Raw genomic sequence first — 13,680 nt, forward strand, 5'->3', positions numbered from 1 at the left:
AACCAGGAAGATGCCATGATCCTGCGCCCGTTCCTGCACTTCGATCCCGTGGCCATCTCCTACCTGTTCGGATGCGGCGGCAAATCGGCCGCCGCCGTGGTCGATCCGGTCGGCGAGGTCGAGCCCTATCTTCGCGCCGCCGAAGAGACCGGGATGGCGATCCAATATGTGATCGACACTCACATCCACGCCGACCATCTCTCCGCCGGCCGGCGCCTCGCCGACGCGGCCAGCGCGCCCTACGTGCTTTTCGCCGAGGCGCCGGCCGCCGCGCCGTTCAGGGGCGTGCGGCACGGCGATGTGCTGGAGCTTGGCAACGTGGTCGTGGAAGTACTTCACACGCCAAGCCATACGCCAGAGCATATCTGTCTGGCCGTGACGGACCGGACACGCGCCGACGAGCCATGGTTCGTCCTCACCGGCCACACCCTGATGGTCGGCGATCTCGGTCGTACGGAGCTGGCTGTGTCGGCCGAGGAAGGCGCGCGGGCGCTCTTCCGCAGCATCCGGGCGCTCAAGGCTCTGCCGGATTATGTCGAGGTCCTTCCTGGCGCCTTCTCCGGCTCGGTGTGCGGGCGAAAGCTGAGCGGCAAGCCCTGGTCGACGATCGGATTTGAGCGGCGGCACAACCAAGCCTTCTGCATCGAGGACGAAGGGGCCTTCGTGCAGGCGATGCTGGCCGAAATTCCGGAGCCCCCCGCTGAGGCCGCCCGGCTTCGCGCCATCAATTCCGGCCTCACCGTCGCGGCGGCCTAACCCGGATGCCTGCGGAGGAAAGCGCCGGCGCACCGCAGGGCGGCGTCCGGCTCGGCCTGGCTGAGAATTGGCGCCAGTTCGCCCTTCTGGTCCTGGTCAACGCCTTCGTCGGCGGCATGGTCGGCCTCGAACGGACCGTGGTGCCGCTGATTGGCGCCGAAGAGTTCCGGATCGCGTCCACAACCCTGGTGACGTCGTTCATCGTCAGCTTCGGCGTGGTCAAGGCGTTCACCAATCTGCTGTCAGGCCATTTCGCCGACATCTACGGACGCAAGCGGCTGTTGATCCTGGGCTGGCTCATCGCCTTGCCCGTGCCGTTCATGATCGGCTGGGGGCCCAGCTGGGGCTGGATCGTAGCGGCCAACGCGCTCCTCGGCGTCAGCCAGGGCCTTACCTGGTCGATGACGGTGATCATGAAGATCGATCTCGTCGGCCCCAAGTCGCGCGGCCTGGCCGTCGGCCTGAACGAGTTTGCGGGCTATCTCGCCGTCGGGCTTACCGCGCTGGCCACAGGCTACATCGCCCAGCGCTATGGCTTGAGGCCGGAGCCCTTCTACCTGGGCATAGGTTATGCCGCGCTCGGGCTGCTCCTCTCGGTGTTCCTGGTGCGCGACACCCGCCACCACGTGGCGCTGGAGACCGCCGGCCACGCCGCCCCAGCCGAGCCTATTCGCTTCTGGGAGATATTTCGCCGGACCTCCTACGGCGACCGCAACCTGTTCGCCGCCTCCCAGGCCGGGCTGGTGAACAACCTCAACGACGGCATGAGCTGGGGGCTGTTCCCGCTATTCTTCGCCGGCTTCGGACTGACCGTCGGGCGCATCGGCATTCTGAAGGCCGTCTATCCGGTCGTCTGGGGCGTCATGCAGACCCTCACCGGCCCTTTGAGCGACCGCTGGGGCCGCAAGGGCCTGATCGTCGCCGGAATGTGGGTGCAGGCGGCGGGCCTGTTCATGACCGCCGCCACCCGACAGTTCGGCTGGTGGCTCGCCGCCAGCGTCCTGCTCGGCCTGGGCACCGCCATGGTCTATCCGACGCTGATCGCTTCGGTGTCGGACGCCTCCCATCCATCCTGGCGGGCCCGATCCCTGAGTGTCTACCGCTTCTGGCGAGACATGGGCTACGCGGTCGGCGCGCTGGCCTCGGGGATCATCGCCGACCTCTTCGGCGCCGCCTGGGCCATCGGCTCGATCGGCGCCCTGACCCTTGCCTCGGGCGCCGTGGTCGCGATCGCCATGCGCGAGGGTCCCGCCGGTGAATGAACCAGGTCAGGCGACAGCCGCCCCAATGCAGCTAACCCCATTGACCGTTGGAGGGCCGCCATGCGCGTGCTGATCATTCTGAATGATGCGCCCTACGGCGGCGAGCGGACCTACAACGGCGTTCGGCTCGCCCTGGCCCTGCTGAAGGCCAACCCGCAGTCTCAACTCACCGTTTTCCTGATGGGCGATGCCGTACTCGCGGCCAAGGCCGGCCAGAAGACGCCCGAGGGGTACTACAACCTTGAGCACATGATGGGGCGCGTAATCCTGGGCAAGGGGACGGTCCTTCTCTGCGGATCCTGCATGGCGGCCCGGGGCATCGTCGACGCAGAGATTCTGGCGGGCGCGCAGCGCAGCACGATGGACGCCCTCGCCGAGGCGACCGTCGCCGCGGACAAGGTGTTGGTGTTCTAGCAAGGGAAGTCGGCCATGGCGTCAAACCCAAGAGGTGCAATCGATCCGACGGCGCCGTTCTCGACCTTGGGGTTCGGCCTGGCGGAGCCTCGGCCATGAGCGAGGTCTGGGAGGGCGGCTGCTTGTGCCAAGCCGTCCGGTTCCGCGCCAGCGGCGCGCCGAAATGGACGATCTGGTGTCATTGCCAGAGCTGCCGCAAACACAGCGGCGCGCCGGTGTCGGCGTTCGCCGCCTTCGACGCTGCGTCGGTCGAGGTGGTTCGTGGCGAGATCACGAGGTTCGCGTCCTCGCCCGGCGTGTTGCGCGGGTTCTGCGCCACGTGCGGATCGACCCTCACCTGCGAGGGCGACCGTTCGCTGGGCGAACTGCACATCCATATCGGAGCCTTCGACGAGCCGGAGCGACTGGCCCCCATCGCCGAGGTCTTTCCGGAGGAGCGGCTTCCGTGGGTCTGCTTCAGCTTGCCGACTTCGTGAGGTCGAGATGAACCCGTCGAACGTGAAGCCGATCTACCTCGACTATAATGCGAGCACCCCCACCGATCCGCGGGTAGCGGCCGTCATGCGGCCTTATCTGGAAGAGGCGTACGGGAACCCGTCGAGCCCGCATTGGGGTGGGCGCCCGGCGCGCGAGGCGGTGGAACGGGCGCGGAGCCAGGTCGCCGACCTCCTGGGCGCCGCCCCCGACGAGATCGTGTTCACGAGCGGCGGCAGCGAGGCCAACAACCTGGCGCTCAAGGGCGTGTATTTCGCGCTGAAGCATCGCGGCGATCACATCGTGACCAGCGCGGCGGAGCACCCCGCCATCCTCGCGCCCTGCCGGTTTCTGGAAGGACTTGGCGCCGAGGTCACCTATTTGCCCGTGGATCGCGCCGGGCGGGTCGATCCGACGATCTGCGCCGGGCGATCGGGCCACGCACCATCCTGGCCAGCATCATGCACGCCAATAATGAGGTTGGAACGATTCAGCCGATCGAGGCGTGCGCGCGCATCGCCCGGGAACATGGTGTGCTTTTCCACACCGACGCGGCCCAATCGGTCGGCAAGATCCCGACGGATGTGGGCCAGTTCGGCGTCGATCTGCTCTCGGTGGCCGGGCACAAGCTCTACGCGCCCAAGGGTGTCGGCGCCCTCTATGTGCGGCGCGGCGTTGGGCTTGAGCCCCTGATCCACGGCGCTGGCCACGAAGGTGGACGACGCGCCGGCACGGAGAGCGCTCTGCTGACGGCGGGTCTCGGCGAAGCCTGTGCCCTGGCCAAGGACCTCTCATCCATGACGGGCGTCCGGGCCTTGCGTGATGCGCTGTGGGACGGGTTGCAGAAGTCGTTCGGCGAGGCCGTGGTCCTCAACGGCCATTCCGAGCATCGCCTGCCGAACACCCTCAACGTCTCATTCGTGAGCATGGTCGGCGCCGAGATTCTGGAGCGGCTTGACGGCGTGGCGGCGTCGACCGGGTCGGCCTGCCATGCAGGCCGCGTCGAGCTGTCGCCGGTGCTTGCAGCCATGGGCCTGTCGCCCGAGGTCGGCATGGGCGCCATTCGCTTCAGCCTTGGGCGGGGGACGACGGCCGACGAGATCGAGACTGTCGTCAGGCGACTGGCCGAGCTTGCTGAACCGGGCGTCAGGTGATGATGGCCATGTCAGCACGGCGCAAGAGGGGCGGGGACGACAAGATCGATAGCGCGATCTCAGCGCTGCCGGAGTCGTACCGCCGTTGGCGCGCAAGCCAACTTGGCCGCGTCACCGATGAGCTTGAGCGGGACCTGATCCTTGAACAGTGCGGAGAGGTCGCCGGCCTTCAGGTGCTCGACCTCGGGTGCGGTGACGGCGACCTCGCCGTGACGCTATGCCGGGCGGGAGCGGAGGTCACTGGGCTGGACGCGGACCCACGGATGCTCCGCGCAGCATGGGAACGGCAGGCGTCGGAAGCCCTGTCGATCGGTTTCGTGCGCGGTGACGTCAACGCGCTGCCTTTCGCCGACCGGAGCTTCGACGTGGTGACGGCGATCGCGGTGCTCTGCTTCGTTCCCGACGCACGAACGGCCATGGCGGAGATGGCGCGGGTGTTGAAGCCCGGCGGCCGTCTCGTGTTGGGCGAACTGGGTCGCTGCAGCTCTTAGGCGGCATCCCGTCGCATCAAGGGGTGGCTGGGATCGGCGACCTGGAGGGCGGCGCGGTTCCGGAGCGCTCGGGAATTGCGGGAGTTGGTCGAACAGGCTGGCCTGGCGGTGAGCGCAATTCGAGGCGCTGTCTTCTATCCTCCGGTCGGTTGGCTTGCAGCAGTCATGGCCGATATCGATCCTTCACTCGGTCGCTGCACAACCGTCGGGGCCGCCTTCATCGGCGTCTCTGCGACGCGGGATAGACCGATCAGCTTGACTTGCATCAATGCCGACGCGGCGGATCTCACCGAATATTCGATTAATTCGTCCTGGGCGAATCATCGAAGGCTAGATACGGCAATGGCGAAGCGAATTACCACTCTTCGCGCTCTCGCCATCGGGTGCGGCGTGGCCGTAGCGCTCGGCACGGGCAGTGCGGCGCTGGCTCAGACCGCCAGCGGTTTCGTGGATGCAGTCAAGTCGGGCGCCCTGATCCTGGACGCGCGCGCCCGCTACGAGGGCGTCGATCAGGATGGACTGGGCAAGCGCGCCGACGCCGTCACGCTACGGACCCGGCTTGGATGGGAGACGGGAGAGTGGAACAACCTCAAAGCTCTGGTGGAGTTCGAGGACGTGCGCGCCATCGGCGGAGAGAGGTTCAACTCCACCTTGAACGGCAGGACCGCCTATCCTGTGGTGGCCGACCCCGACGTGACGGAACTCAACCGCGCCCAGATCGCCTGGACGCCGAACAGAAGTTTCACGGCTACGATTGGGCGGCAGATCGTCGCCATCGGCGATCAAAGGTTCATCGGGTCGTCGGCCTGGCGTCAGGACCAGCAGACCTTCGACGCCGTCCGCGCGGACGTGACCCGTGGCCCCTTCAGCGCCAGCTACATCTATGTCGACCGGGTCAATCGCGTCTTCGCCGAGGCGCAGGACTGGGATTCCGACAGCCACGTGCTTAGCGCGGCCTATGTTGTCGCCAAGCCTCTTAAGGTCGAGGGTTTCCTCTACGCTCTGGACTTCAGGCAATCGCCGGCCAATTCGAGCCGCACCTATGGCCTGCGCGCGACGGGCGTGCTCGATACCGCGCCTGTGGCCTTTCCTATGCCGCTGCCTACGCCAATCAGCGTGACTACCGAGGGAACACCGGCGATTTCAACCTCGACTACTGGTCCGCCGAACTGTCGGGGACGTGGGACATCTTCACCCTCAAAGGCGGCTACGAGGTGCTTGGCGGCGACGGCGTGCGCGGATTTTCGACGCCCCTGGCGTCGCTGCACCCCTTCGAGGGCTGGGCCGATGTGTTCCTGACCACGCCCGCCAACGGGATCAAGGACGCCAACGTCGCCCTGGCGATCAAGCCGAAGCTGAAGCTGGGCCCTCTTTCGAACATCGTCCTGACCGGCGCCTACCACGACTTCGAGGCCCAGCGGGGTGGCGCGGCCCTGGGGAGCGAGGTGGACGTTCAAATATCCGCCGCGATCACCAAGCAGATCTCGGGGCTGATCAAGTTCGCTGACTACGACGGCGTTCCGGGCTTCCCCAGCCGCCAGAAGGTATGGCTCGGGCTGGAGCTCAAGCTGTGATGCTCCGGTTCCACCGCGCAATTCACGAGAGTTCGCCCACCGTCCCTCGGGGCGTCTGGGTTGACACCTAAACAACAACCCACTGACCCAAGCAGGAGGCAGACAAATGAACTCAATATCGGCAACGATGCGTGGCAAGACCGCGGCAGGGATCCTGGCCGTGACTCTATCCTTCGCCGGCCTTGGCTATGCCAACGCCCAGACAAAGCCGCCGCAAGCGCCCGCGGCAGGCGAGGCGGAGGGTATGGGGGCGATGCAGAAGCAGATGATGCACGGCGCGATGCATCAGATGGAAACCTGCATGGAGCGGATGGGCAAAATGAATGAGCCCGCTCAAATGGATGAAGCCGCTCGGAAGCAGATGCACACGCAGATGATGGCGAGTATGCAATCTTGCATGAGCCATGTGAAACCCGGTGAAGCGACAGCGCATTCTGGCGACGACCACGATCCAAAGAAGGGACATGACCCCAAGGACTAAATGGGTCCGGAGGGTACTGAGCGAATCCGAGCCCGTAGAGCCGTCAAGTCGCCAGGAGTGGAGATATGAAGCGCAGAAAGCTCACAGACATCGGGCCAGCCGCCGCCGCGACCGGCTCGATTCTCGTCTTGGCGCCCAGTTTGGTCTGGGCCCAGGTGACATCTGACCCAGGGAGGTACGCACACGGCCAACATATGATGGGCTGGGGTGGAGGATGGTACGGAATGATATTCGGTCCGCTGATCATGATCCTCGTCCTCGCCGCGGTGATAGCGGTCGCGGTTCTGCTCGTGCGTTGGCTCGGCGGGCCGTGGCACGGTGCGCCGCCTCAACCGCATGTGCCGGAGCGCACGCCCCTCGATATTCTGAAGGCGCGGTATGCCCGTGGCGACATCGACAAGGCCGAGTTCGAAGACCGCCGCCGCACCCTCGGCGATTGAGCGCCGGTGGGCGGCCATCCGGCTGATGGTCATGCGGTGGTGCAGGTTGGGATAGTATGGATAGAACGGCGATGGCGCTCTCAGCCGGCTGGATCTATCGTTTGACCCGCGCGATGGGACGCGCCTAGCGACGCTTGGGCCGCCCCGGGGGCTTTGCCGTTACGACCTTCAGCCATTTCCACCCCGCGTACTTGTCGCCCACTTGCCGCAGGTGCGTGTAGCGCTTGAGGCTGGACCACGATCGGTGGCCGGAAACGGCGGCGACGCGCGGGATGTTCAGCGACATCTCGAAGAGGCGCGAGACGCCGTCATGGCGCAGGTCGTGGAAGTGCAGGTCCTCGATGCCGAGAAGCTGGCAGGCACGGGTGAACGACGCGCCGATGGCGTCGGCGCTGTAGGGGAAGATTTCGCTGGTCGATCTGGGCATGGCCTGGGCGATGCGAAGCGCTTCGTCCGGAAGATCGCACCAGACATTGTTTCCAATCTTCTCGCCCGGATTCTTCATGTCCCGCACCAGGGCGCGGCTGCCTTTCTCGTCGAGGCCGGGCCAGTCGATGCGGGTGATCTCCTCCAACCGCCGGGTGGAGAAGACGGCGAAGGCGATGATCTTCTGCATGGGCGCTGCGGACGGCCGACGCTGCTGGCGCTCGCCGAAGTGCGTCATCAGCTTGTCCAACTCCTCCAGCGTGGGACGGCGATCACGCTCGCGGCTCTTTGTGGTCAGGCCCAGACGTTTGGTGACCACGAATGCGTCCTTCATCGCCTGCTGATCCAGCGGGTAACCCCAGGCGGGTCGGGCGATGGCGAAGACGGCGCCGAGATGGGACAGGTAGTTCGCCACCGTCTGCGGCTGGACCTTCGCGCTCAGGGTCCGCGCCAAGGTGACGACATCGGCGCTGGTGATCTGTGAGCAGCGCATGTCGGCGATGTCGTAGCCCTTGATCGCTTTCAGCACCTGCGCCTTCGTCCGACCGATCGCCTTGAGCGACTCGTCGACATAGCGGTCGATCACGGCGGCGAGCGTCGGGTTCTCACCCTTGGCGCGCTCAAGGCCTCCGGGTTTGGACAGTGCCGTCTCTCGTCGCTCCAGCCAAGCCGACGCCGCCTGTCGGCGATCAAAGGTGCGAGTTTCTCGATGTAGGATCGCGCCGCCGCGTTTGATGACCAGCTGGGCGTTATAACCTATTGATCCGTTTTTCCGTTTTCGGGCGACAATGGTTCCCATCTGTCTGTCCAATTGGCGGGGAGGGCGCGGTACAGCATGAGCTTGGAAAGTACTGCATTGCTGTACCCTGGGCAACGAAATGGTACAGCATGGCTCGGAACGGGTGATAATGAGTTGAGCGAGTGAGAGACGAAGTGGCTGAAAAACTACGAAAAACTGCGATAGCACACGCGTCTCGACTATCCGTTGCGCCGATGATGGACTGGACGGACCGGCATTGCCGGAGCCTGCACCGGACGCTGTCGGCGCGGGCGCTGCTCTATACCGAAATGCTGACCACCGGGGCGGTGCTGCATGGCGAGCGCGAGCGGCTGCTGGCCTATGACCCGGCCGAGCATCCCGTGGCGCTGCAACTGGGCGGCTCGGAGCCGGCCGACCTGGTCGCCGCGGCGAGGATCGGCGAGGCCGAGGGCTATGACGAGATCAACCTCAACGTCGGCTGCCCGTCCGACCGCGTGCAGAGCGGCCGGTTCGGCGCCTGCCTGATGCGCGAGCCGGAGCTGGTGGCCGAGTGCATGGCCGCCATGGGCGCGGCGGTGAAGGTTCCGGTGACGGTCAAGTGCCGGATCGGCGTCGACGACCAGGATCCCGAGCAGAGCCTGTTCCAGCTCGTGGATTTCTGCGCCCGGGCCGGGGTCTCGACCTTCGTCGTCCACGCCCGCAAGGCCTGGCTGAAGGGGCTGTCGCCGAAGGAGAACCGCGACGTGCCGCCGCTGGACTATCGGCTGGTCCACCGCCTGAAGCGCGAGCGCCCCGAGCTGACCATCGTCATCAACGGCGGGATCGCCACGCTGGACGAGGCGGTCGAGCACCTGGACGCCGTCGACGGGGTGATGCTGGGCCGCGCGGCCTATCACACGCCCGCGATCCTGGGCGAGGTCGACCGGCGGGTGTTCGGCGCCGGCGAGGACGTCGACTGCTTCCAGGCCGTCGAGCTCTATCGGCCCTACATCGCGCGCGAACTGGCGGCCGGGACGCACCTGGCGGCGATCACCCGGCACATGCTGGGCCTGTTCCACGGGCTGCCGGGCGCGCGCGCCTGGCGGCGCGTGCTGACGGTCGAGGGCGTGAAGCCGGGCGCCGGGATGGAGGTCGTCGACGCGGCGCTGGCCCAGGTCCTACGGGCGCAGGATGAGCGCCGTGCGCGTAGCCTCGAAGCTGGCGAGGCGGCCTAGATAGGTCATGCCCAGCAGCGAGCTTTCCAGCCCGCTCTCGATCACCAGCGCATCGACGTCGTTGAGCGCCGCGCCGGCCACCGACACCCGGCCCAGCTTCACGGCCGCGGCGCGGGTCTCGCCCGAGGCGGTCACGACCTTGTAGTTGTAGTCCAGCTTGCCGGTGGCGATGCCCAGGCGCTGGGCGTCGGCCAGGGTCAGGGCCACCGCGCTGGCGCCGGTGTCGACCAGGAAGCGCACGCGCGAGCCGTTGACGTCGGCCTCGGCCCAATAGTGGCCGTCGCCGCCCTTGGCGATCGAGGCGGCCTGGCCGTGCGAAGGCGCCTGGGGCGCCATCGCGACCGCGGCGCGCAGCTCGGGCTCGGGCGCGCTGAACGTCTTGACCGCTTCGGCCGCGCCCACGGCCGACACAGCGCCCATCAGGGCCACCACCGCCAGTTTGAGCATCGCAAGAACCTCGCCGCCTGGGCACAACCAATGGCCGTTTCCGGCCCTATTCGGCGGCGACCTTAGGCGAGCCAGGTTTGCAAGGCGTGAATCAAAGCCTGCTCAAAACCTAACAAAGGCAACGGGTTAAGGTTAAAACATCGCCAACTTTTCGGGGCGGATCTGGCCGCGCCGGCCGGGCAGCTCGTCCATGATCCGGGCGCGGTCGTCGTCGCTCAGCCTGGCCCAGCCGGCCACTTCGGAGAGTCTGCGATAGCAGCCCAGGCAGAGGCCGCTTTCGCCGTCCACCACGCAGACCTTGATGCAGGGCGTCTTGATGGGCGCGGGCGGGCGAGGGGGCGTGTCGGTCATGGCTCGGGCTTGCTTGATCAGGGGATAGCGTAGGTCACGGTGGCCTGGGCCGCCAGCCGTTCCGGATGCTCGGTCCAGAGCCGAACGTCGCAGACGGCGATGCGACGGCCCAGGCGCAGCATCAGCGCCTCGGCATGGATGTCGCCGGGCTGGGCGCCGCGCAGGAAGTTCATCACCAGCGAACTGGTCACCGCCATCAACTGGTCGCCGACATGCGCCAGCACCAGCGCGTAGGCGGCGGTGTCGGCCAGCCCCATCAGGGTGGGGCCCGAGATCAGCCGGCCGGGCCGCAGCATGCTCTCGTGATAGGGGCGCACGACCAGCGCCCGGCCCGGCGCCACCTCGGTCACGCGCGGGAAATTCTGGTCGGAGCCGTCGGGAAACGCGCGGCGCAGCAGGGCGTTGACGCCCTCGGCGTCCAGCTTCAGCGAAAGGGTCATGCTCCAGCTTTGCGTCGGCGCGGGTTCATTACAAGATGTTTATGTTCCATCAGTAACGCCGGCATATCATGACTTTAATTTAATGCTCGAATACTGATTGTTGCCGGGAATTCATTTGAAGGCGCGAGGTCTGGCGAGCAGTTTCCCCTCACGGATTTTCGAGGGAGTTACGCCATGAAACTGATCGCCATCGCCTTTACGAGTGCTGGTCTGCTGGCTGCGGCCGGTTCTGCGTCGGCCGCCGTCAGCGACGTCGACTATCTGAAGGCCAGCCGGTGCCGCGGCCTGGCCGAGGGCGGCCTGGCCCAGGTCGACACCGCCGCCATGGACGCCTTCATCAAGGCCGAGGGCCGCACCCGCAGCGCCTTCGTCACCGACCGCGGCAAGACCGAGTTCGACAAGGCCAAGCGCGAAACCAAGACCGACAACACCGACCGCAAGGCGCGCCTGGTCGCCGAGCTGACCGGTCCCTGCCAGGCCTACAAGGGCTAGTCGCCCGTCCGCCGGTCTCCCGTCCGGCAGTCTCTCGCACACTTGGAGCGCCCGCTTCCCCGGCCGGGCGCTCTTTTCTTTTGTGCTGGCCCGCGAACGGAACCAGCCTTGGCCGTACGCTTTTGATCGGTGAGAGCGGGTAGCTGGGCGATTGGGTCGGCGATGGATTTGTTGAGGCCCGGCGAGACGTGCTGGCGCAAGGCGCGAGCAGGGCGGGCCGCCTTCCTGGTGGACACCGAAGCCTATTTCACCGCGGTCTTCGAGGCGCTGCGCAAGGCGCGCCGCTCGGTGCTGCTGCTGGGCTGGGGGTTCGATCCGCGCGCGCGCCTGTTTCCCGACGGCTTCGACGGCCCGGCCGATCCCGACGAGGTCGGCCGCATCCTGGTGGCGCTGGCCAAGGCCCGGCCCGATCTCGACATCCGGGTGCTGATCTGGAAATCGGCGCTACCGATCGCCGCCAGCCAGCAGTTCTTCCCCCACAAGGCCCGCAAGTGGTTCCACGGCACCGGCGTGAAGTTCTGGCTGGACGACCACGTGCCCTTCGGCGCCTGCCATCACCAGAAGGTGCTGGTGGTGGACGACGCCCTGGCCTTCTGCGGCGGCGGCGACATCAGCGTGGACCGCTGGGACACGCCCGGCCACCTGGAGCACGACCCGCGCCGGATCATGCCCGACCAACACCATCACGCCCCGCGGCACGAGGTGATGATGATGGTCGACGGCGAGGCGGCCGCCTCCCTGGGCGACCTAGCGCGCGAGCGCTGGCGGCGGGCGACGGGCGAGGCGCTGCCGGCGCCGGAGCCCGCGGCCGAAGATCCGTGGCCGGCGCACATCCCGGCCCACCTGCGCGACGTCGAGGTCTCGATCGCGCGCACCGAACCCGCCTGGGACGACCGGCCGGAGGTGACCGAGATCCGGCACCTGACCCTCGAATCGATCATGGCAGCCAAGTCGCTCATCTATCTGGAGAACCAGTACTTCGCCTCGCCGCTCTACGCCGCGGCCCTGGCCAGGCGGCTGGCCGAGCCGGACGGGCCGGAGGTGGTGCTGATCTCCACCGGCCAGAGCCCGAGCTGGTTCGACCAGCTCACCATGGACCGGGCGCGCTCCAACATGCTGTGGCGCTTGCGTTCCGCCGACGTCTTCGGCCGCTTCCGCGCCTGGTATCCGACCACGCCGTCGGGGACCAAGATCATCGTCCATTCGAAGGTGACGGTGATCGACGAGCGGCTGGCCCGCGTGGGCTCGGCCAATCTCAACAACCGCTCGGGCGGCTTCGACACCGAGGTCGAGCTGGGCGTGGAGGCCAGGGACGAGGCGGGCGAACGGGCGATCGGCGCTCTGCGGGACCGGCTGATCGGGCACTTCGTGGGCTGTACGGGCGACGCCGTGGCCAAGGTCCGGGCCGAGCGCGGCGGCATGATCGCGGCCATCGAATTCCTCAACGGCGAGAAGCGCCTGTCTCCCATCCTGCCCATGAAGCAGACGCCGCTGGGCGAGATCATCGCCACCTATCACCTCGGCGATCCCTATTCGGTGGCCGACTCCTGGCGCGCGAGCCGCCGGCGCGACCTGCTCTACACCGAGGACCTGATGCACACGCGGTTCATGCCACGCTGAAGTCCATCACCAGCGGCAGGTGGTCGGAGGCGACGCGGGTCAGCGGGTCGAACGGCGCGAACACGTTCTCCACCCTGATCTCCGGGCTGACGAAGATGTGGTCGATGCGCAGCACCGGCAGGGCCGAAGGGAAGGTCGAGGTCGGCGACTTCTGCGGCGCCAGCCGCCGCGCCGCTTCGAGCTTGGCGTTCAGCGTGCGGTAGACCACCGAGCTGCCGGTGGCGTTGAAGTCGCCGAGCAGGATGGTCGGCCCGTGGCGCATCGGATGCTCCAGCCAGGAGGGGCCGGCGATCCAGGCGGCCTGCAGTTGCTGTTCCCTGGGGACCAGGCCCAGGTGGGTGTTGATCACCTGCACCGGCCGCCCCTCGACCTCGGCCGCGATCCAGACCGCGCCGCGCGGCTCCAGGCGCGGAATCGCCGGATGGCCGGGCAGGGGGCCGGTCTGGATCATCCGCTCGGGATAGGTGGTCAGGATGGCGTCGCCATAGAGCTCCTCCTCGACCCGCAGGGCCGGGTGGAAGTGGAAGGCCATCTTCAGCCGCCGGGCGATCTGGTGGGCCTGGTCCACGCCGCCGGTGCGCGCGCGGCCCACGTCCAGCTCCTGCAGGGCGACGATGTCGGGCTCCAGGCGGGCGATCACCTCGGCCACGCGTCCCACGTCCAGCCGCCGATCCGTGCCGACGCAGCGATGGACGTTGTAGGTGAGGATGCGAGGCATGGGGCTTAGGGATGCACGCCGTAAACGCGCGGCGCAACGGGTCCAACGCTGGCGCACGGCGAAGGTTCGCTGGGTGAACCGCGACAAGTTGATGTGACGTTGACGTAAAGGTCATCTTCACATCGTCACGCGACCCGCGTATGGTCCGCCCCCAACGAAATACGCT

Annotated in this window: 17 protein-coding genes and 1 pseudogene; 13 read left to right on the forward strand and 5 right to left on the reverse strand. The window is 67.0% G+C overall.

Going from position 1 to position 13,680, the window contains the following annotated elements; genetic code table 11:
* Positions 1 to 15 precede the first annotated feature (15 nt).
* From RTL41_RS07570 to RTL41_RS07615, 10 genes and pseudogenes are all read left to right on the forward strand, one after another.
* The gene (locus tag RTL41_RS07570; RefSeq protein WP_312162960.1) at positions 16 to 756 is read left to right on the forward strand and encodes an MBL fold metallo-hydrolase; all 741 of its coding nucleotides are present in this window, start codon (positions 16 to 18) and stop codon (positions 754 to 756) included.
* A gap of 5 nt (positions 757 to 761) precedes the next feature.
* Positions 762 to 2,018: an MFS transporter gene (locus tag RTL41_RS07575; protein WP_312162963.1), complete on the forward strand. Its 1,257-nt coding sequence runs from the start codon at positions 762 to 764 to the stop codon at positions 2,016 to 2,018.
* Between the two features lie 60 nt (positions 2,019 to 2,078).
* On the forward strand, positions 2,079 to 2,432 hold the full coding sequence (locus RTL41_RS07580) for a DsrE family protein (RefSeq protein WP_312162965.1): 354 nt from the start codon (positions 2,079 to 2,081) through the stop codon (positions 2,430 to 2,432).
* A gap of 95 nt (positions 2,433 to 2,527) precedes the next feature.
* Entirely contained in the window at positions 2,528 to 2,908 is a 381-nt protein-coding gene (locus tag RTL41_RS07585; protein ID WP_312162967.1) for a GFA family protein, read from the forward strand.
* Positions 2,909 to 2,993: 85 nt separating this feature from the next.
* A pseudogene (locus RTL41_RS07590) lies at positions 2,994 to 4,060 on the forward strand (cysteine desulfurase family protein).
* 8 nt (positions 4,061 to 4,068) lie between these two features.
* Positions 4,069 to 4,551 carry a class I SAM-dependent methyltransferase gene (locus RTL41_RS07595; RefSeq protein WP_312162969.1) on the forward strand — a complete coding sequence of 161 codons (483 nt, stop codon included), beginning with the start codon at positions 4,069 to 4,071 and terminating at the stop codon, positions 4,549 to 4,551.
* A 165-nt stretch (positions 4,552 to 4,716) separates the two neighbouring features.
* On the forward strand, positions 4,717 to 5,850 hold the full coding sequence (locus RTL41_RS07600; protein ID WP_312162971.1) for an alginate export family protein: 1,134 nt from the start codon (positions 4,717 to 4,719) through the stop codon (positions 5,848 to 5,850).
* A complete protein-coding gene (locus RTL41_RS07605) occupies positions 5,841 to 6,125 on the forward strand; it encodes a hypothetical protein (RefSeq protein WP_312162974.1) in 285 nt (94 codons plus the stop codon). Before RTL41_RS07600 ends, RTL41_RS07605 begins: the two co-directional genes overlap by 10 nt.
* A 106-nt stretch (positions 6,126 to 6,231) precedes the next feature.
* Positions 6,232 to 6,606, forward strand: a complete 375-nt coding sequence (locus tag RTL41_RS07610) for a hypothetical protein (protein WP_312162977.1) — start codon at positions 6,232 to 6,234, stop codon at positions 6,604 to 6,606.
* A 224-nt stretch (positions 6,607 to 6,830) separates the two neighbouring features.
* Positions 6,831 to 7,046, forward strand: a complete 216-nt coding sequence (locus RTL41_RS07615) for an SHOCT domain-containing protein (RefSeq protein ID WP_312162980.1) — start codon at positions 6,831 to 6,833, stop codon at positions 7,044 to 7,046.
* Positions 7,047 to 7,170: 124 nt separating this feature from the next.
* Here RTL41_RS07615 and RTL41_RS07620 read toward each other — a convergent pair whose 3' ends face one another.
* Positions 7,171 to 8,271, reverse strand: a complete 1,101-nt coding sequence (locus tag RTL41_RS07620) for a tyrosine-type recombinase/integrase (protein WP_312162982.1) — start codon at positions 8,269 to 8,271, stop codon at positions 7,171 to 7,173.
* A gap of 161 nt (positions 8,272 to 8,432) precedes the next feature.
* On the opposite strand from RTL41_RS07620, the gene dusA reads away from it, so the two are divergent.
* Positions 8,433 to 9,446, forward strand: coding sequence for a tRNA dihydrouridine(20/20a) synthase DusA (dusA, locus tag RTL41_RS07625; RefSeq protein WP_312163505.1), 1,014 nt, complete (start codon positions 8,433 to 8,435; stop codon positions 9,444 to 9,446).
* Here the strand turns inward: dusA and RTL41_RS07630 are convergent.
* The 3 genes from RTL41_RS07630 to RTL41_RS07640 form a co-directional block, all read right to left on the reverse strand.
* Positions 9,390 to 9,893 carry a TIGR02281 family clan AA aspartic protease gene (locus RTL41_RS07630; protein ID WP_312162984.1) on the reverse strand — a complete coding sequence of 168 codons (504 nt, stop codon included), beginning with the start codon at positions 9,891 to 9,893 and terminating at the stop codon, positions 9,390 to 9,392. The two genes, dusA and RTL41_RS07630, sit on opposite strands and share 57 nt — an antisense overlap.
* 132 nt (positions 9,894 to 10,025) lie before the next feature.
* The gene (locus tag RTL41_RS07635) at positions 10,026 to 10,244 is read right to left on the reverse strand and encodes a DUF1289 domain-containing protein (protein WP_312162987.1); all 219 of its coding nucleotides are present in this window, start codon (positions 10,242 to 10,244) and stop codon (positions 10,026 to 10,028) included.
* Between the two features lie 17 nt (positions 10,245 to 10,261).
* Positions 10,262 to 10,684: a PaaI family thioesterase gene (locus RTL41_RS07640; protein WP_312162989.1), complete on the reverse strand. Its 423-nt coding sequence runs from the start codon at positions 10,682 to 10,684 to the stop codon at positions 10,262 to 10,264.
* 174 nt (positions 10,685 to 10,858) lie between these two features.
* On the opposite strand from RTL41_RS07640, the gene RTL41_RS07645 reads away from it, so the two are divergent.
* Positions 10,859 to 11,176: a hypothetical protein gene (locus RTL41_RS07645; protein WP_312162991.1), complete on the forward strand. Its 318-nt coding sequence runs from the start codon at positions 10,859 to 10,861 to the stop codon at positions 11,174 to 11,176.
* Positions 11,177 to 11,338: 162 nt separating this feature from the next.
* Entirely contained in the window at positions 11,339 to 12,796 is a 1,458-nt protein-coding gene (locus RTL41_RS07650; protein ID WP_312162993.1) for a phospholipase D-like domain-containing protein, read from the forward strand.
* Here the strand turns inward: RTL41_RS07650 and RTL41_RS07655 are convergent.
* Positions 12,783 to 13,514: an endonuclease/exonuclease/phosphatase family protein gene (locus RTL41_RS07655; protein WP_312162995.1), complete on the reverse strand. Its 732-nt coding sequence runs from the start codon at positions 13,512 to 13,514 to the stop codon at positions 12,783 to 12,785. The genes RTL41_RS07650 and RTL41_RS07655 overlap by 14 nt on opposite strands.
* Positions 13,515 to 13,680: the final 166 nt, after the last annotated feature.

It is taken from the genome of Phenylobacterium sp. (assembly GCF_031984885.1).
In the GTDB taxonomy this organism is placed as follows: domain Bacteria; phylum Pseudomonadota; class Alphaproteobacteria; order Caulobacterales; family Caulobacteraceae; genus Phenylobacterium.

What these genes read in the sequence shown, in the direction of transcription:
- RTL41_RS07600 (WP_312162971.1), top strand. Translation starts at nt 4,717, where the DNA reads ATGGCCGATATCGATCCTTCACTCGGTCGCTGCACAACCGTCGGGGCC.
- RTL41_RS07620 (WP_312162982.1), bottom strand. Translation starts at nt 8,271, where the DNA reads ATGGGAACCATTGTCGCCCGAAAACGGAAAAACGGATCAATAGGTTAT.
- RTL41_RS07585 (WP_312162967.1), top strand. Translation starts at nt 2,528, where the DNA reads ATGAGCGAGGTCTGGGAGGGCGGCTGCTTGTGCCAAGCCGTCCGGTTC.
- RTL41_RS07615 (WP_312162980.1), top strand. Translation starts at nt 6,831, where the DNA reads ATGATATTCGGTCCGCTGATCATGATCCTCGTCCTCGCCGCGGTGATA.
- RTL41_RS07580 (WP_312162965.1), top strand. Translation starts at nt 2,079, where the DNA reads ATGCGCGTGCTGATCATTCTGAATGATGCGCCCTACGGCGGCGAGCGG.
- RTL41_RS07640 (WP_312162989.1), bottom strand. Translation starts at nt 10,684, where the DNA reads ATGACCCTTTCGCTGAAGCTGGACGCCGAGGGCGTCAACGCCCTGCTG.
- RTL41_RS07645 (WP_312162991.1), top strand. Translation starts at nt 10,859, where the DNA reads ATGAAACTGATCGCCATCGCCTTTACGAGTGCTGGTCTGCTGGCTGCG.
- RTL41_RS07610 (WP_312162977.1), top strand. Translation starts at nt 6,232, where the DNA reads ATGAACTCAATATCGGCAACGATGCGTGGCAAGACCGCGGCAGGGATC.
- RTL41_RS07595 (WP_312162969.1), top strand. Translation starts at nt 4,069, where the DNA reads ATGTCAGCACGGCGCAAGAGGGGCGGGGACGACAAGATCGATAGCGCG.
- RTL41_RS07570 (WP_312162960.1), top strand. Translation starts at nt 16, where the DNA reads ATGATCCTGCGCCCGTTCCTGCACTTCGATCCCGTGGCCATCTCCTAC.
- RTL41_RS07655 (WP_312162995.1), bottom strand. Translation starts at nt 13,514, where the DNA reads ATGCCTCGCATCCTCACCTACAACGTCCATCGCTGCGTCGGCACGGAT.
- RTL41_RS07575 (WP_312162963.1), top strand. Translation starts at nt 762, where the DNA reads ATGCCTGCGGAGGAAAGCGCCGGCGCACCGCAGGGCGGCGTCCGGCTC.
- RTL41_RS07630 (WP_312162984.1), bottom strand. Translation starts at nt 9,893, where the DNA reads ATGCTCAAACTGGCGGTGGTGGCCCTGATGGGCGCTGTGTCGGCCGTG.
- RTL41_RS07635 (WP_312162987.1), bottom strand. Translation starts at nt 10,244, where the DNA reads ATGACCGACACGCCCCCTCGCCCGCCCGCGCCCATCAAGACGCCCTGC.
- RTL41_RS07650 (WP_312162993.1), top strand. Translation starts at nt 11,339, where the DNA reads ATGGATTTGTTGAGGCCCGGCGAGACGTGCTGGCGCAAGGCGCGAGCA.